The sequence below is a fragment of the Streptomyces sp. 3214.6 genome (assembly GCF_900129855.1).
Taxonomy (GTDB): Bacteria; Actinomycetota; Actinomycetes; order Streptomycetales; family Streptomycetaceae; genus Streptomyces; species Streptomyces soliscabiei.
This window is the reverse complement of sequence record NZ_LT670819.1, coordinates 8,956,130-8,973,102: the sequence shown is the minus strand read 5'-3', so window position 1 is coordinate 8,973,102 and position 16,973 is coordinate 8,956,130. Positions and strand designations below refer to the sequence as shown.

Sequence of the window (16,973 nt, the reverse complement as noted above, 5' to 3'; positions counted from 1 at the left end):
GCAGCGCCATCGATACGACCATCTCAACACCTGGAGGGCTGGTGGTTCAACAGGGTGCGATTGAAGTGGGCCAATGGCTCAGCAGAGAGGCGGGTCTCACCGCCATCGGCCGGCCAACGGCCCACTCCCGGATCAGTGCCCCAGTCCGGCGCCTCCGTCGACCGGGATCACGGCGCCGCGCACATAGCCCGCGCCGGCCAGGTACACCACCGCTTCGGCGACCTCGTCGGGTCGGGCCGGGCGGCCGGCCGGGGTGCGGTCGAGCAGGTGGCGGCGCTGCCCCTTGGTGAGCGCGCGGCTCATGTCCGTCTCGGTCAGACCGGGGGCCACCACGTTGCAGGTGATGTCCCGGGCGCCGAGCTCATGGGTGAGTGACCGGGCGAACCCGACCAGCCCCGCCTTCGCCGCCGCGTAGTTGGTCTGCCCGGCGGCACCGTGCAGGGCGGCCGTGGAGGAGATCAGGACGATACGGCCGTGGCCCTGCCGCAGCATCCCGCGCACCGCGCGCCGGACGACCCGGAAGGCTCCGGTGAGGTTGGTGTCGATCACGGAGGTGAAGTCCTCCTCGCTCATCCGCACCAGCAGCCGGTCGGCGGTGACCCCGGCGTTGGCCACCAGGACGGTGACCGGACCATGTGCTGTCTCGGCCTCCTTGAAGGCCTGCTCCACCTGCTGCCCGTCCGTCACATCGCACCGTACGGCGAGGAGATCGTCGTCGGCGGGCGGCGGATCACCCCGGTGGGTGACCGCGACCCGGTCGCCCGCCGCCGCGAAGCTCCGGGCGACGGCCAGTCCGATCCCCCTGTTCCCGCCGGTCACGAAGACCGACCGGCCGGTCGCGGGTTCGCTGATGCCTGTCATTTCCTCTCCCCGTCCTCTCGGTTTCCTCCGGTCTCGTCGCCGGCCTTCCGTGAGCGCAGCCCTGCGGCGGCCACGACGAACCCGACGAAGGCCAGTACGGCGGTCCAGAACGTGGCCGCGTACATGGCGTCGAGGAAGGCGCGGTCGGCCGTGGCCGCCAGTTCGGGCAGCCGTAGCGAACCGGCCAGTGCGCGGGCCGCCTCTGCCGAGGTGCGGGCCTGCTCCTGGGCGGCCGGGGTGAGCTCCCCCGGACCGTCGGGCAGGGGGGCGTCCGCCATGCGGTCCCGGTACACGGCGGAGAGGATCGAGCCGGCCATCGCCACCCCGAGCGTTCCGCCGACCTGCCGGGTGACGCTGTTGACGGCCGACCCGGCGCCCGCGAGCTGCGGCGGCACCCCGCTCATCATCACGGCCGTGACCGGCGTCCCGACCAGGCCCATGCCGAACCCCTGCACCCACAACAGCAGCACGACGACCGGGATCGGGGTCCCGCCGTCGAACCACAGGTAGCCGACGTAGGTGGCCGCCGTGGCGAGGACTCCGGCCGCGACCGTCCAGCGGGCCGACAGCACTCTACTCAGCACCGGGGACGCCTGACTGCCCAGGACGATGCCGACCGCGGCGGCGATCATCACGATGCCGGCGTCGGCCGGGGAGAGCCCGCGGGGTCCCTGGAGATAGAAGGCCGCGTAGAACAGGTGCCCGGCCAGCGCCATGAACGCGACCAACAGCACCACGCTCCCGGCCGTGAACCCGGGCTGCCGGAACAGCCGCAGGTCCAGGCTGGGCGCCGGGGACCTGCGCTGACCGACGACGAAGGCGGTGAGCAGCGCGCCGCCCAGGACGAGCGGCAGCAGGACGTGGACGCCGTGCGGGCTCTGTCCGTTGCCGAGTTCGATGACGGCGTAGACCACACCGCCGAGGCCGAGCACGGACAGGACGAGGCCCGGCAGGTCGAGCACTCTGCGTCCGGGGCCCTTCAGCGCGGGCACCACCGCCGCCACTCCGACCAGGCACAGGGCCACGATGGGCACATTGACCAGGAAGACCGAACCCCACCAGAAGTGGCTGAGCAGCGCCCCGCCCACGACGGGGCCGACGGCCACGCCCAGGCCGCTGGACGAGCTCCAGATCGCGATGGCCCGGGTGCGTTTCTCCGGCGGAGTGCTCTGCACGATGACCGAGAGGGTCGCGGGCATCAGCAGGGCGCTGCCCGCGCCCATGAAGGCGCGCGCCACGATCAGCCAGGCCGCGTTCCCGGCGAACGCGCCGGCCCCGGAAGCGGCACCGAACAGCGCCAGACCGGCGAGGAGCGTGGTCCGTGGGCCGAAGCGGTCGGCGAGCGCGCCGCCCGCGAAGAGGGTGCCGGCGAAGACCAGGGTGTAGGCGCTGGCCACCCATTCCAGCTCGGCCGGGGTCGCGCCCAGTCCGTCGGCCGGGTCGGCCAGCGTGGTGACCGCCACGTTGAGGATCGAGGTGTCCAGCCAGATCAGCATCTGGGCGCAGACGACGACCACGAGGACAGGCCAGGAGCGGGGGGCCGTCGCCGGTGGCGTGGTCGGTTCGGCGCGGCTGACGGCGCTCATCGGGTGCTCCCCTCGCGCGCCGGGACGGCGGTGCCGGCATCCCCGTAGCTGTGCAGCGCCCGCTCGACGAGGGCGTCGGCCGCGCCTGTGTACCGGGCCGGGTCGAGGAGGTTCGCGAGCCGGTCCGGGGTGAGCCGGGCCGACAGGTCGGGATGGGTGGACAGCACCTCCGCGAGGGGGCGTCCGCCGGCGGCTGCCTCGGCCGTCGCGGCGGACAGCAGCTTCTTCGCGCGCGTCCTGCCGAGCGTCGGGGCGAGCGCCACCGTCAGGCGTTCGGTGACGAGGGCGCCGCCGGTCAGTTCCAGGTTGGCGTGCATCCGGTCCGGATGGACGACCAGCCCTTCCGCGAGCTCCACGGCGGTGTGCGCGGCCCCGCCCGTCAGGCGCAGGGCCTCCCGCAGCGGTTGCCACTCGGCGTGCCACGCCCCGGCGGGCCGCTCGTCCTCGGCGAGCATGCTCTGGGCCAGGACGAGAGCGTGCGCGGGGACCTGCCGGGCGGCCGACACGATGAGCGTGGCGAGCGCGGGATTGCGCTTCTGCGGCATCGCCGAGGAGGCGCCGCGTCCGACCGCGGCCGGCTCGGACACCTCGCCGATCTCGGTGCGCGACAGCGTCTGCACGTCGAGCGCGAACTTCCCGAGCGCCCCGGTGACCAGTTGGAGCACCGCCCCCAGGTCCGCGACGGGCGTGCGCGCGGTGTGCCATGGGAGCACCGGTTCGGCCAGGTCGAGCGCCCGCGCGAACGGCCCCAGCAGGTCCACGGCGTCCTCGCTCTTCCCGCCGTCCAGTGCCGCGTACTCGCCGTACGCGGCGAGGGTGCCGGCCGCGCCGCCGAGCTGGGCCGGCAGTGCGGACGCCAGCGCCCGTACCCGGGCCAGGGCGTCGGCGGCCAACTGGAGCCAGCCGGCGGCCTTCAGGCCGAAGGTGGTGGGCACGGCGTGCTGGGTCAGGGTGCGCCCCGCCAGCACGGTGCGGCGGTGGGTGTCGGCCAGGGAAGCGAGGGCGGCACGGACGCGTTCCAGGTCGGCGGCGATCAGGGCGAGCACCCGGCGGGCGACCAGCATGGCCGCCGAGTCGAGGATGTCCTGGCTGGTGGATCCGCGGTGCACGTACTCGGCCGCGGCCGGATCCTGCGCGGCGACCACCTCCGTGAAGGCGGTGACCAGGGCGACCACCGGGTTGGCCGCGGCCCGCGCCGCACGGGCCAGGGCGACCGGGTCCAGCCGGTAGGTACGGGCCGCCGCGGCGATCGCCTCCACCGCGGCGGCGGGGGTGAGCCCGACGGCGTACTGGGCCCGGGCCAGGGCCACTTCGGCGTCCAGCATGGCCTGCAGCCACGCCTCGTCGGTCACCTCGGCCGCGGCCGGCGTGTCCGCCCAGGTGGGGGCGAGCAGGCCCGCGTCGGTGCCCACGGACAGCGCGTTCACGCTCATCGACTCCCCAGCTCCCTGCGTTCCTTGTATTCCTTGGATTCCAGGTATTCCTTGTGTTCCTTGGGTCTTGCTTCGGCCTCCGGGAGCCGCAGTGCCGCTCGGGCGATCGCGTCGGCGTCCTCCAGCGTCACCGAGCCCACGCCGGGCCTGACGCCGACGGCCGTCACCCAGCGCACGCCCTCCGTCGGCACGCCGAACGCGAAGCGGCGCGGGTGCGCCCGGCCCGCCGCGTCCACCAGCCGGGGCGGGCCGCCCGTCACGGCCAACCCTCCCGTCTCATGACCGTCCAAGCGGTAGGGGACGCAACCGCCGGCCGCGAGGAGCGTCCTGAGCAGGGGGTTGGCGCTGCGCCGCAGGTCGGTCTCGGGCAGCCGTGCCTCGATCAGCGCGCCGACCCGTACCGGCGGCTCGGCGACCCGTTCCGCGTCCACCAGGAACCCGTTCTCGCGCGCGCAGGGCCGTACTCGCATCCCCGGCCCGACGACGTGCAGGGTCCCGGCCTCGAGGAGCGCGATCAGCTGCTCGACGCGGAAGGCCGGCGGGCCGATGGAGGTGAAGGCGTTCAACGGCGTGTACCAGCCGTCCAGTTCGCCGGCGTACGACTCCCCGGAGACTCCTCCGTGATCGACCGCGAGCCTGATCTCGTTGCGCAGGTCCCGCAGGGCGTCCAGTGCCGCCTTCAACGGGCCACTCACATTGCCCAGCCGGGCCTCGGCGAGATCGCGCCGCAGATACTCCAGCAGCCAGTGCCGGAAGTCGTCGCGGCCGGCGAAGGCACGCTCGCCGTGCGGGCGCTCGATCCGCCGCCAGTCCCACCGCTCGCCGCGCGGCACGGCGTACCGGTCCAGCAGGTCGGTCTCCGGACCGCGGCCCGCGAGCGTGAGCCGTACGAACTCGTCCGCGGCCCAGGCGCCTCGGGCGGCCCGGATCCATGTCTCGTGGTAGAGGGTGCGCACCTCGCGGTCGATCAGCGGCCAGATCCCCTCGCGGAAGGTGACGGGCCGTCCGCCGTCCGCGCGCCGCCGCAGCCCGGCGATGACCTCCGGGGTGAGGAAGCGCGGGTGGTGGCGGCCGAGCGCGCCCTTCTCGTTCTCGCCCCGCGCGTGGTACGGCACTCCGCGGCGCGAACCGGCGTACAGCGTCGGCTCGTTGCCGCTGGGGAGGTAGACAAGGCCGGTCTCGTTCTCCTTGAACGTGCCTCCGCGGCCCTCGGTGAGCAGGGCCAGGTGGTCGAAGAAGTTCAGCCCGAGGCCGCGCAGGGCGACCGGCGTGCCCGGCGCGATGCCGTCCAGTGCGGCGTCGGCCGGGTTCCCGGGCCCGACGTAGGTCAGACCGTGCCGGTCCGCGAAGTCGGCCAGCTCGCGTTCCGCCCGGTCGGGGACCAGTTCTCCGTGGCCGAGGGCCAGCACCACGGCGTCCATCCCGGACAGCCGGCCGCCGTCCTCCAGCGTCACCGTCTGTCGTCCGTCGTAGGCGTCGTCCAGCGCGAGGGCGGTCGTCCGGTGCGTGTGGACCGTCACCTCCTCGGGCGCGGTGCGTGACAGGTGCCGGAACACCCACTCGAGGTAGTGACCGTGGAACGCCCGGGTCGGATAGGTGTCCGGGCCGAGCCGCCGGGCCTCGGACACGACCTGTTCCGGGTATCCCTCGGGGAGCGTCCGAGCCCACTCGTGCAGGCTCGGCCCCGGTACGGACGGGCCCGCGCAGTCCACGCTGTCGTCGGTGAACAGGGTCACCTGGGAGGCGACCGTGTTCATCAGCAGCTCGCCCGGCTGACCGGTTCGCCACACCGCGCCCGGGCCGGGCGGGTACGGATCGACGAGGTGCACCGTGACCGGTCGGCCGGTGCCTGCCGCGTTGGCGCAGATCCGCTCCAGGACGCAGAGCCCGCGCGGACCGGCGCCGATCACGCACACGGCCAGCGGCGGGCCAGGGGGTTCGATCATTCCCGGCCCAGCCCGTCGTGCCAGTCCGGCCGCTGCGGCTTCCAGCCCAGCGTGGCCCGGGCGCGGTCGCCCGCGGCTCCGCGTGCCGTGGTGAGCTGATGGGTCATGAACCAGCCCAGCAGCCGGGGTGCGAGGGCCGCCGGGATGGTGCGCGGGGGCGGGGCGCCGAGGGTGCGCGCGTAGTGCGGCAGCCACCGGGCGGCCGGGGCCGGTTCGTCGTCCGTGACATGGAAGACGCCGGTGGCCTCCGACTCGACGGCGGCGACGGCCGCCCCCACGGCGTCCTCCACATGCAGGAAGGACGTGATGCCGGCGCCGCCCTCGGGCAGCGGGAGTTTCCCGGCCAGCACCCGCTGCCCGGTCCCGCCGTCACGGGCGTACGCGGTGCCCGGGCCGTAGAGGGCGCCGTACCGCAGCACCACGCCCGCGAGGCCGGGGGCGCCGGACAGGACCAGCCGCTCCAGTTCGGCGACGGCCCGTACGGTGGCGGCCCAGCCCGGGTCCGGGGCGTCCACGTACAGCGGCGCGTCCTCGTCGAGGACGGCGGGCCCGGCGGGGGCGGCGGCGAAGGCGATGGACTGGGCGACCAGCCGCCGGGTGCCGGCCGCGCGGGCCGCCTCGACCAGATGGGCGGTGCCCTCGGTGCGCAGCCGCGCGGTCTGCGCGAAGGCCTCCGGGGGGTCGTCGCGCAGCAGACGCAACGCCGACAGCTGATGGACGACCACCTCGGGCCGGGCGGCCGACACCGCCGACCGCACGGCGTCGCGGTCGAGGGCGTCGGCGACCACGACCTCGTCGGCCTCCGGCGCCCGTGCCTCCTCCCGCACCAGCGCGGCGACCTGGTGGCCCCGTGCCCGCAGGGCGCCCACCAGCGGGCGTCCGACGACTCCGGTGGCTCCGGCGACGAGTATCCGCACGGTTCAGCCCTCCGACGTGGACGGGCCGGGGGCAGCGACCCGCATCAGCAGGCGGCACGCCTTGTCGCCGTCGCGCAGACAGCTCTCGGCCCGGTTCTCGGTCAGGGTCACCCCGAGCCCTTCGGACCAGCCGGCGTGGATGTCGGTGCAGGGGCACCGGTAGCCGTCCAGCGAGCCGGCCATGCGCACCATGGTGACGGCGAAGTTCCGGCGCAGCGTGAGCACGATCAGGTCGTCGCCCTCGACCTCGGTGGAGGCGTTGCGCAGTTCCGGCGGGAACATCCGGTCCCCGCACTGGTCGTAGCGGCGGCGCAGCTCCTGAAGGTCCTTTCCGGTGTCCCCGCTGTCGGGGAGCCCGCCGGAGAGGCGGGTCACGCGCTGGGCGACGTGCAGGGCCACCTTGCGCAGCGCCTCGGCGTTGATCTCGTTCGCGGCCTCCTGTCCGAACCGGGCGGCCACCCCCTGGTACCAGTGGGCGTCGTGCTGCCACCACAGCCGGTACGCCTCCCCCGCCCGGGCCCGGTGGTTGACGCCGTCCGTGTCCGTGTCCGTGTCCGTGTTCGTGTCCGTGTTCGTATTCGTGCTCATGCGTGCTGCTCCTTGGCGGCGAACCTGTCGCGCATCACTCGCTTGAGAACCTTGCCGGTGGCGCCCTTGGCGACGTCGTCCGGCTTCATCCGCAGGGCCCGGGTCACCGGGGGGAATCCGGCGTCCGCCAGGACGGCGTTGACCCGCCGGGTCCACACCTCGTCGCCGCCGTCGCCGTCGCCTTCGTCCGTGCCCTCGCCATGGCCTTCCTCGTCGGCGAGTTGGAGCAGCGCGTAGGCCTCGGCTTCTCCGTCGCCGTCCCAGTCCGCCCGGACGCCGTCCTGGGCGACGCCGACGACCGTGCAGTCGGCCAGCTCGGGCAGCTCGGCCAGGAGGAGTTCCTCCGTGCGGGTGCTGAAGACGATCCCGTCACGGGTGCGGACGGCGTCCGGCGCCCGGTCGAGGTGGTAGAAGTTGCCGTCCTCGTCCTGGTGGGCGAGGTCCCCGGTGAGCCAGTAGCCGCCGAGCCGCATCCTGTTCCAGGTCAGCGAGTCGTTCCAGTAACCGGGTGTCAGGGTCGGCGACTTGAGGCCGAGGCGGCCGATCTGTCCCGGCGGCAGCGGGGTGCCGTCCTCGGCGAGCACGGCGGCCTCGGCGAAGCTGATCGGCTTGCCGACGCAGCGCGAGTAGGCCGAGGTGTCCTTGGTGTGCCGGTTGTGGAAGACGGAGTAGCCGGCCTCCGAGGAGCCGAGCCCGTCCACGAAGACCGAGCCGTCCACCCGGGCGCGGCTCAGGTCACGCCGGATCTCCAGATGGCTGCCGTGCCGGACGAGCGCCCTGATGTGCGCCTCGTGCGCCGCGTCCCCGGTGTTGAACCACACCTGCACGCTGGACAGGTCACGCCCCGTCAGGTCCTCGGCGGCCATCTCGCCGAACGTGCCGGCGAAGGCCAGCACGGTGGTCGGCCGGAACTCCTCGACGGCGTCGAGCACGTCGACGCCGCGTTGACTGGACAGGAGCTTGATGTCGGTGCGCAGCAGAAGGCAGTAGAGCAGCGTGGCCACCATGGCGTTGTGCGCGCCGGGCAGTCCGACGAGGGTGCGCTCCATGTCGGTGCCGGTGGAGTAACGCAGCCGGTGCAACTGCGCGTACATCAGCGTGCGGTGGGTGTGCGGGACGCCCTTGGGCATGCCGGTGGTGCCGGAGGAGTGCGAGATGAGCACCGGGTCGGTCGGGTCGTGCCGGTAGGGGTGGACCGGCGGCAGCGACGCGCGGTGCTCGGGGCGGATGTCGTCGGCGGTGACGAGAAAGCCGAGCCCGGAGCCCGCCAGCGCCTGCCGATGGGCCTGGTCGGTGAACGCGCCGACCGCGCCCTGCCGGCGGACGTACTCGCCGGCGATCTCCGGGGCCAGATTGCCGTTGACGAACGACGGAATCGCGCCGAGGGAGGTCAGCGCCAGGAAGTTCACGGCGAACTCGGCACTGGAGGCGGAGTGGACGGCGACCGGGTCGCGGGGCCGCACGCCCTGCGCGGCGTACCAGCCCGCATACGTCTCGACGACCTCCCGCAGCCGACCGAACGTGAGCGCCTCGGGCCGGCTGCCGTCCGGGGCCCGCCAGCCGCCGTCCGTACGCAGCACGACTTCGTCGAGCGGACGGCCGTACGCCGTCAGTCGCTCCAGGACGTTGCCGGCGCCCAGTTCGGGGTCGGAGCAGATCCGGGCCCGCTCCTGCCTACTGATGAGCATGGGTGTCGCTCTCGTTTCTGTCGGCGGTGAGAAGGAAGGCGGAGGGCTGGAGGCGGTGGCTGCCGCCGTCCCGCAGCAGCAGCCGGTGGGCGGCGGCCAGCTCGAACAGGCCCTCGATGCTCCCGGGATGCCGGAGGTCGTCGCCGGGCGGGGGCAGCCGGTCCGCGGTGACGGTCACGGGCGCGCCGGCGTCGGCACGGCCGAGCAGCACCGCCGCCGCGAGGCCCGCGGACGCGGGGAGACCGGGCACGGGACGGCCGCTGCCGGCGGTCAGTTCCCGGTGCACGGCTGCCGTCCGGGCGCCGCCGCCAAGCTCCACGCCCACCGCCAGGACGCGGTCCAGCTCCGGGTCCTCCAGCAACAGGTCGGCCAGGGCGAGGAGTTCGGCCACCGGGTCGTCGAAGGTGGAGACGCTGAACATCTGCCCGGTGATCCCGAACTCCCGACTGGTGTGGCCCAGCACGGAGTTGGGGGTGGCCTGCATGAACAGCAGCGGGTTGTGGACCTTCCCGGAGACCATGCGGCTGCTGGCCAGATCAGCGGTGGTGGTGTCACCGGTCAGGCTTGCCAGCGCCACCGCGGTGCGGGTGCCGTCGCCGGGCCGCTCGGTCAGACACCGGCTGATCACCTCGTACGTCAGCGGGCTGAAGGCGGACTCCACGAAGCCGGGCAGCCTCGGCAGCGCGATGTCGTCGCCGCGGCCGGTGCCGTGGGTGGCGGTGGCCGTGGCGAGGACGCCGAGCGCGGAACGCAACAGGGGCTTGGTCGTCATGGCCGCTCCAGGACGAGTGCGGTGTTGGCGCCCCCGAAGGCGGCGTTGATCGTGAGGGCGCGGCGCAGATCGGTCTGGCGCGGCCGGTTCGGCACGTAGTCGAGGTCGCATTCCGGGTCCGCCGCGGTGTACCCGGCGGTCGGCGGCAGGACCCCGTCCGTCAGGGCCAGCAGCGTGATCACGAACTCCACGACGCCCGCCGCCTCCAGGAGGTGGCCGGTGGTGCTCTTGGTGGAGCTGACCGGGATCGACTCCGCCCGTTCGCAGAACGCGGCCCGCAGCCCACGGGTCTCGGCCCCGTCGTTGTACTTGGTGCCGGTGCCATGGGCGTTGACATAGCCGAGGGCCGCTCCCTCCGGGTCACCGGCGAGCCGCATCGCCTGCCGTGCCGCCCGGGCGAGGCCTACGCCCTCCGGGTGGGGCTGGGCGATGTGGTGGGCGTCCGTCGCCGCGCCCCAGCCCACCACGGACGCCAGCGACCGGGCGCCGCGCCGCCGGGCGTGCTCGGCGGATTCGAGCACGACGACCGCGGCCCCGTCGCCCAGCAGCAGCCCGCTGCGGTCGGCGCTGAACGGGCGGACCATGCCGTCCCGGGAGAGCGCCCGCCCCGAGTCGAACTTTCCGAAGGTCTCCTCCTCCACGAGGTAACCGCCCGCGCAGACCGCCACATCGGTGCGCCCGGAGGAGATCAGCCGGCAGGCGTGGATGATCGCGGCGGCGGAGGCGACACAGGCGTTGGTGAAGGTCAGCCGGGGTCCGCTCAGCGCGGAGTCGGTGGCCAGCAGTTCGGCCAGCCGGGCGGGGACGGCGTCGGACCACGGCACCTGCCCGGCGGTCGGCGCACCGGCCTCGGCCCGCCAGTACCGGGTGACGGCGGTGTGGTCTCCGGCGACGCCGAGCAGGACCGCGGCTTCCGTGCCCGGGCGCAGGCCCGCCATGTCGAGGGCCTGCGCCCCGCACCGGGCGAGCGCGTGGCGCAGCGCCCAGTCCTCGACCGCGTCGGGACCGTCGGGGGCGGCGGCCGCCATCGGCGTCCGGTACGGGGCGGTGTCGAACCTCGTGGTGGGCGCGAACGAGGGGACTCCCGCGAAGACTCCGCGCCGCAGGGCTTCGGCTCCGTCGCCGAACGCGGTGCGTACGCCGAATCCGGTCACCGTGACCTCACCGCTCATCGCGGTCGCCCTCCTTCGGTCGGGGCCGGCACGGCGGCGCTGAGGTACTGGGTGAGCCGCCGCAGCGAGGTCAGTCCGGCGATGTCCTCGTCACTGGGCTCCACGACCAGGCCGTGACGTTCCTCCACCACATGGAGGAGCCACACCAACCCGAGGGAGTCCAGGACCAGTTCGGCGTCCTCGTCGAGGTCGTCGGGCAGGCCGGGGAAGACGTTGCGGTCCGACAGCAGTTCCCGGACGCTGTCGGTGGTGAAGGTGCTCGTGCTCATGCCTTCGCACCGCGTCGGACGACCTCGGCGACGAGCCCGCCGAGGGTCAGCGAGGCCAGGGGCTCGATGTCGGTGTCCGGGATCTCCACGCCGAATCGCGACTCCAGCCGCAGCGTGAGCTCGATCAGGCTGAGTGAGTCCACGTCCAGCCCGCCGACGGTCACGGGGCTCTCGTCCGTGATGCCGTCGCGGCTCGTGAGGATGTTCATCTCGTCGATGACCGCGGTCAGGACGAACTCGCGGATCTCGTCTTCCAGGGTCGACGTACTCATGATCGGCGTCTCCATTGAGTGATTTCGGGGAAGTGCAGCACCCCGGGGGGCGCGGGGCTGTGGCATCGTGCGGCTCCGCCGCGTGGGCGCGACACACCACGGACGGCCCGCGGACGACCCGCGGACAACAGACGTCCGGTGTCGCCCCGGTTCAATCCGAGGAGCGCAACGCCGCCGCCTGGCGCAGCAGCTTCCCGTTGGACGTGCGGGGCAGGGTCTTCAGCAGCCGGATCACCCGCGGCAGCTTGTAGTCGGCCAGCCGCTGCCGGCACCAGCGCAGCAGTTCCTCCGCGGTCGGCTGGCCGGCCCCGGCGGACAGCGAGACGTACGCCTCGGTCACGTCCTCGTGGACCAGGACCGCCTGCTCGACGGCCGGATGCTCGCGGAGCACGTTCTCGACCTCGACGAGGTCCACCTTGAGGCCGCCGATCACGACGAGGGAGTCCGCCCGGCCGTGCACCGTCACCGCCCCGGAGCCGTCCACGGTGGCCCGGTCCCGGGTGTGCAGCCAGCCGTCGGTGTACTGGGCGCCGCCGGTGCCGAAGAGGTACGGCGACTCCTCCAGGGCGACGTCGAGTTCGCCCCGGTGCTCCCGGAGCACGACGCCCGGGGCGCCCCGGCCGACCGCCGGCCGCAGGGCGCCGCCGGTGTCCATGGCGACCACGCCGGTCTCGGTGGTCCCGTAGGACTCGCCGACGGGCACCCCGTAGCGGTCGGCGAAGTGCGCCGCGACCGGTGGGGGCATCAGCTCTCCGCCCGAGACCGCGACCCGCAGGTCGGGCAGTGCGGGGGGATCGAGGGCGGCGGCGAGCAGTTCGTAGTGCATCGGCACCCCGAACAGGGCGCTCACGTGATGGTCGGCGGCGGTGCGCAGGATGTCGCGGGCGGAGATCCGGGGGGCGAAGACCACCGAGACCCCGGCCGCGAGGGAGTGCAGCAGCCCCGCGACGAGGCCGAAGCTGTGCGCGGTCGAGCTGAGCAGCAGCAGCCGGTCGCCCGGGCCCGGCATGCCGGGGATCCCGGCGAACCGGTCCACCTCGGCGGCGAGCGACCGGGCGGTCCTGCCGATCACTTTCGGCCGGCCGGTGGAGCCCGAGCTGAACTGGACCAGCCGGTGGTCGGTGGCCGCCGGCCGGCCGCCGCTCTGTCGCTCGGTGACGACCTCGTACTCGGACCGGAAGCCGAAGGTGGCCTGGACATTGATGCCGGCGCTCACCATGAACTGCGGCCGGCAGACGGCGCAGAGCCCGGCGACCTCGGCCGGTTTGAGCCGGAAGTCGAAGAGCAGCACCTGCGCGCCGAGCCGCCACAGCGCGAGCAGCACCTCGACCTGCGTGAAGCTGGGCGGGGTCCGCAGCCCCACCGTGTCGCCGGGGCCGATGCCGTAACCGGCGAAGACTGCGGCCTGTTTGGCCACTCGCTCGCGTAACTCGCCCCGGGTGACAATCTCCTGACGGTGGATCAGATAGGGAAGGCTGTCGTCCTGCGCCTCGAAGAGACGCCGGACGAGCGGTCTCATCCCGTCGTCGCGGTCGTCCGCGCCGGGCGGTGACAGGTGCTCGCCCATCGGGCCTCAGACCTCCTTGCAGAACTCGCCGATGGGCAGGCCCACATGGCGCTTGTCCGCGGCCAGGTAGCCGAGCAGTTCGTCACCCGCCTGCAGCTCGGTGACGTTGAGGACCTTGCCGCCCGGGCCGAGCACCCGTACGTGCCAGTCGTCCTGCACGGTCAGGCTGACCAGGCGGCCGTCCTCGGCGTGGGTGCGGATCTCCAGGAGCGGGCGGGACTCGAGTTTCGCCCGGCCGACCACCACCCGTCGGGTGCGTCCGTCGGCGCCGACGGCCAGCAGGGCGCTGCCGGAGCCGACCTCGCTGAGGTAGTTGGTGCGGTTGTCGGGCCCGAGCGTGTACGAGTGCAGGGCGCCGGCGTTGACCCGGAACGGCCTGGTCGGCATGTAGGGCAGCGGGTGGGTCTCGCTGCAGCACAGCACGAACCCGGAGGAGTAGGAGCCGACGAGGATGCCCTCGTCCTCCTCGAAGTGCGAGCAGGTGTCCACGCAGACCCGGTCGCCGAGTCCGACGTGTCGGATGCTCTCCACGGTCAGCGTGGACAGCTCCAGCTGGGGCGTGGTGGCCTCCAACAACCGGGCCAGCGCGAAGACGTCGTCGGCGCTGCGGGGCGTGAACAGGATGCCGTCCGAGCCGCGTTCGAGCACGTCGAAGACGATCGCGGCCTCTTCCAGACCGTCGACGACGGTCACCAGCTTGCCCTCGGCGGACTCGGCGGCGGCGAGCACGATCTCCAGGGGGATCTTGGTCGGGTCGGCGAAGTGGATGACGGTGTAGGGCAGTGCCATGGCGCCCGAGCACGACAGCCGCAGGGTGCGGTCGTCCCGTACGCCGATGAAGCCGGCGACGGGGGTGATGGCGGCGCTGCCGCCGGTGGCGCGGTTGGCCGTGGCGAGGGCGTCCAGCTCGTCCTGGGTGCTGAACTTCCGCAACAGGACGTCGATTCCGGCGGGCTTCGCCTCCTTGGCGCCCTTCGCGCCCGCCGCGTCCTTCGTCGCCTTGTCGTCGGGCTTCTTCGCGGCGAGCGTCGTGACCGCCGCGACCGGGCCGTCGGCGGCCAGGACCCGGGTGATGGTCGGGGGCAGCGTTGCGAGCAGCTCCGCGTCGGCGGAGAGCACCCCCGCCATGCGGGCGTGGACGGCGGCGTCCACCACCGCCTGCAGCTGCGGACGGGGGACTTCACGGAGATCGATCCACGCGAACCTCATGCGACACCTGCCACGATCGTCGAGTAGTTGCTGGTTGTGGGGGTCATGCTCATCTCGGCAGCGATCCCTCCCCCGCCGTGCACGACCGCGGAGAGCCGGGACACCAGTGCGTAGGGAGAGGGCGAGGAGAAGATCCGGCGGCCGACGGCCAGTCCGCGGCAGCCGGAGGCCATCACCGCGGTGCCGTACTCGACCAGGTCGGAGTCGTCCGGCGGGCCGCCGGCCGCCAGGACCGGTATGGGGCTGTTGGCCACGACCTCGGCCATCCGCTCCAGTGGCAGCGCGACGGAGGTCTTCACCATGTCCGCGCCCAGGTCCGCGGCGACATTGGCCACATGGGCGAGGAGGGCAGGGTCGCGCGGGTCGTCGATCCGCGGGCCGCGAGGGTAGACCATCGCGATCAGCGGCATGCCCCACGCGTCGCAGGAACCGGCCACCGCCCCCAGGTCGGCGAGCTGCTGGGCCTCGGTGTCCGAGCCGATGTTCACATGGACGCTCACCGCGTCCGCGCCGAGCCGCAGCGCCTCTTCGACGTCGGCGACCAGCACCTTGGCGTGGACGTCGGCGGAACAGGCGGTGCTGGCGCTCAGATGCACCACGAGGGCGCAGTGTTTGAGGATGTCCGGGGCGAAGGCGCGGGCCCGTCCCTTGTGGACGATGATCCCGTCGGCCCCGCCGTCCACCAGTGCGCGCAACAGGTCGTCCCACTTGTCGGCGGGGACGATCGGGCCGTCCGAAACGCTGTGGTCGAGCGGCACGAACAGATGCCGGCCATCCCCCGCCAGCGAAAGTCTTCTTAAGCGCAATAACTTGCCGGTTTTCAGCATGGGTAATAAGCCTTCCCAGCCTGGAGACCGCATTTCAGGGAATCCGTACCGGAGCAGCCTGATGCAGTCGCCATGTCTGAAAAACGATGGTCGTAGAACTTTCAAGTTCCCCCGCGTCAGCATTCCGTGCGTGATCAGCCGTTGGCAAGGTGTGATCGCCTGTAAATATTCATACACGGCAACGCATGAGTATTTGACAGCGGGTTGACAGGTCAGGCGGGTTGACGCGGCCGGAGGGTGACGTTCAGGGTAGTTTCTTCGCTTTGTACCGATGTCACGTGTAAATCAGCGCCCATTTCGACGGAGAAGCCTTCCCGGTTGAAATTGAATTCGCGGATGAGGGTGACAGGGGCGCTCTTGTTCGTGTTACATGCGAGGCCTTCCCTCCCCATTCGGTCCCGGCCCGTGCGACCGTACGGACCGGGCGTATCGGAAGTGACTCCCCATGCCTGAATTACCGCCCAATACCACCCTCAAGCCCGTTTCCCCGACGGCGCCGCGAACCACCGGGACCGCGGGATCCGCGCCACGGGTCGCCGCCGCGAGCCTGGTCGGCACGACCATCGAGTACTACGACTTCACGGTGTACGGGACCGCCTCCGCACTCGTCCTCGGTCCTGCCTTCTTCCCCTCCGGCAACGCGACCCTCTCCTCCCTGGCCGCCTTCCTCACCTTCGCCGCGGCCTTCCTCTCCCGCCCCCTCGGCGTCGTCCTGTTCGGCACGATCGGCGACCGGCTCGGCAGAAGACAGGCCCTGGTCATCTCGCTGCTGATGATGGGCGTGGCGACGGTCGGCGTCGGGCTGCTGCCCACGTACGACACCGCCGGACTCCTCGCCCCCGTCCTGCTGGTGGCACTGCGTCTGCTCCAGGGCGTCAGCATGGGCGGCGAGTGGGGCGGGGCGGTACTGCTCGCCGCCGAACACGCGCCGCCCGGCCGCCGCGCGCTGTACGCGTCCATTCCGCAGGCCGGCCCCTCGCTCGGCTTCCTGCTCTCCACCGCTGTCATCCTGCCGACCATGAACATCGTGGGCATGGACGGCTTCACCGACTGGGCCTGGCGCATCCCGTTCCTGCTCAGCACCGTCCTGGTCGTGGTCGGCCTGTGGGTGCGCACGACGGTCTCCGAGTCCCCGGTCTTCACGACCACGGCACGGGCACCGGAGTCGAAAGCGGCGCCCCGATTCCCACTGGGCACGATCCTCAGGCAGTACCCCGGCCGGCTGCTGCTCGGCACCGGCGCGGCGATCGGCGGCTCGGCCGTGTACTACCTGACGATCGTCTACAGCCTCTCCTACGGCCCGCAGGAACTCGGCATCCCCCGGAACACGATGCTCACTGCCGCGAGCATCGGCGCGGCGGCCGGAATCGCCGTCACCCTTCCGGTGGCGAGGCTGTCCGACCGGATCGGCCGCCGCCCGCTGATGTTGGCCGGAGCCGTCGGCTGCGTGGTGTGGGCCGTCCCCATGTACGCCTCGCTGAGCTCACGCAACGGCCTGGTGATCACCGGCGCCTACACGGTCGGCCTGATGTTCCTCGCCCTGATGTTCTCTCCTGTGGCGGCCTTCCTGCCGGAACTGTTCCCGGCCCGGATGCGCTACACCGGCGCCTCCGCCGCCTTCATCCTGGCCAACACCTTCGGCGGCGGTTTCGCCCCGTCGGTCGCCACCTGGCTGAACAGCCACTGGGGGTCGCCGCTCGTCCTCGGGTTCTACACCGGTGGACTCTGTCTGGTGAGCCTCCTGTGCCTGCTGGCCCTGCCGGAGACCCGCGACCACGAGTTCGACGTCTGACGCTCGCGGACCTTCGTGACGACGCCCTCTTCACCACTGGCCCGGGCGATGCCTGTTCCACCGGGCCATGGGTA

Annotated in this window: 15 protein-coding genes; 1 reads left to right on the top strand and 14 read right to left on the bottom strand. The window is 72.6% G+C overall.

The annotated features are described in order from the left end of the window. Positions 1–132 precede the first annotated feature (132 nt). From fabG to B5557_RS40265, 14 genes are all read right to left on the bottom strand, one after another. Positions 133–861: a 3-oxoacyl-ACP reductase FabG gene (gene fabG / locus B5557_RS40330; protein WP_079664143.1), complete on the bottom strand. Its 729-nt coding sequence runs from the start codon at positions 859–861 to the stop codon at positions 133–135. Then, on the bottom strand, positions 858–2,447 hold the full coding sequence (locus B5557_RS40325; RefSeq protein ID WP_079664142.1) for an MFS transporter: 1,590 nt from the start codon (positions 2,445–2,447) through the stop codon (positions 858–860). The genes fabG and B5557_RS40325 overlap by 4 nt, the downstream gene beginning before the upstream one ends. Beyond that, entirely contained in the window at positions 2,444–3,880 is a 1,437-nt protein-coding gene (locus B5557_RS40320) for a class-II fumarase/aspartase family protein (RefSeq protein WP_079664141.1), read from the bottom strand. Before B5557_RS40320 ends, B5557_RS40325 begins: the two co-directional genes overlap by 4 nt. Beyond that, positions 3,877–5,826 (bottom strand): FAD/NAD(P)-binding protein, encoded by a 1,950-nt coding sequence (locus tag B5557_RS40315; RefSeq protein WP_079664140.1) that lies wholly within the window; start codon positions 5,824–5,826, stop codon positions 3,877–3,879. Before B5557_RS40315 ends, B5557_RS40320 begins: the two co-directional genes overlap by 4 nt. Continuing rightward, the gene (locus tag B5557_RS40310) at positions 5,823–6,743 is read right to left on the bottom strand and encodes an NAD-dependent epimerase/dehydratase family protein (protein WP_079664139.1); all 921 of its coding nucleotides are present in this window, start codon (positions 6,741–6,743) and stop codon (positions 5,823–5,825) included. Before B5557_RS40310 ends, B5557_RS40315 begins: the two co-directional genes overlap by 4 nt. Before the next feature lie 3 nt (positions 6,744–6,746). Then, a complete protein-coding gene (locus tag B5557_RS40305) occupies positions 6,747–7,331 on the bottom strand; it encodes a hypothetical protein (RefSeq protein ID WP_079664138.1) in 585 nt (194 codons plus the stop codon). Beyond that, positions 7,328–9,019, bottom strand: a complete 1,692-nt coding sequence (locus B5557_RS40300; protein ID WP_079664137.1) for a class I adenylate-forming enzyme family protein — start codon at positions 9,017–9,019, stop codon at positions 7,328–7,330. Before B5557_RS40300 ends, B5557_RS40305 begins: the two co-directional genes overlap by 4 nt. Then, positions 9,006–9,791, bottom strand: coding sequence for a hypothetical protein (locus B5557_RS40295; RefSeq protein WP_079664136.1), 786 nt, complete (start codon positions 9,789–9,791; stop codon positions 9,006–9,008). The genes B5557_RS40300 and B5557_RS40295 overlap by 14 nt, the downstream gene beginning before the upstream one ends. Next, on the bottom strand, positions 9,788–10,963 hold the full coding sequence (locus B5557_RS40290; protein ID WP_079664135.1) for a beta-ketoacyl-[acyl-carrier-protein] synthase family protein: 1,176 nt from the start codon (positions 10,961–10,963) through the stop codon (positions 9,788–9,790). Before B5557_RS40290 ends, B5557_RS40295 begins: the two co-directional genes overlap by 4 nt. Beyond that, complete coding sequence (locus B5557_RS40285) at positions 10,960–11,232, bottom strand: hypothetical protein (RefSeq protein WP_079664134.1); 273 nt, start codon at positions 11,230–11,232, stop codon at positions 10,960–10,962. The genes B5557_RS40290 and B5557_RS40285 overlap by 4 nt, the downstream gene beginning before the upstream one ends. After that, the gene (locus tag B5557_RS40280) at positions 11,229–11,504 is read right to left on the bottom strand and encodes an acyl carrier protein (protein ID WP_231976156.1); all 276 of its coding nucleotides are present in this window, start codon (positions 11,502–11,504) and stop codon (positions 11,229–11,231) included. The genes B5557_RS40285 and B5557_RS40280 overlap by 4 nt, the downstream gene beginning before the upstream one ends. Before the next feature lie 151 nt (positions 11,505–11,655). After that, positions 11,656–13,071 (bottom strand): class I adenylate-forming enzyme family protein, encoded by a 1,416-nt coding sequence (locus B5557_RS40275; RefSeq protein WP_079664132.1) that lies wholly within the window; start codon positions 13,069–13,071, stop codon positions 11,656–11,658. Between the two features lie 6 nt (positions 13,072–13,077). After that, positions 13,078–14,280 (bottom strand): 3-dehydroquinate synthase II family protein, encoded by a 1,203-nt coding sequence (locus B5557_RS40270; protein ID WP_079664131.1) that lies wholly within the window; start codon positions 14,278–14,280, stop codon positions 13,078–13,080. Next, complete coding sequence (locus B5557_RS40265; RefSeq protein ID WP_079664130.1) at positions 14,277–15,107, bottom strand: 2-amino-3,7-dideoxy-D-threo-hept-6-ulosonate synthase; 831 nt, start codon at positions 15,105–15,107, stop codon at positions 14,277–14,279. The genes B5557_RS40270 and B5557_RS40265 overlap by 4 nt, the downstream gene beginning before the upstream one ends. A 445-nt stretch (positions 15,108–15,552) precedes the next feature. Here B5557_RS40265 and B5557_RS40260 point away from each other — a divergent pair, with 445 nt between their 5' ends. Further along, positions 15,553–16,899: an MFS transporter gene (locus B5557_RS40260; RefSeq protein WP_079664129.1), complete on the top strand. Its 1,347-nt coding sequence runs from the start codon at positions 15,553–15,555 to the stop codon at positions 16,897–16,899. The last annotated feature ends 74 nt before the right edge of the window (positions 16,900–16,973 follow it).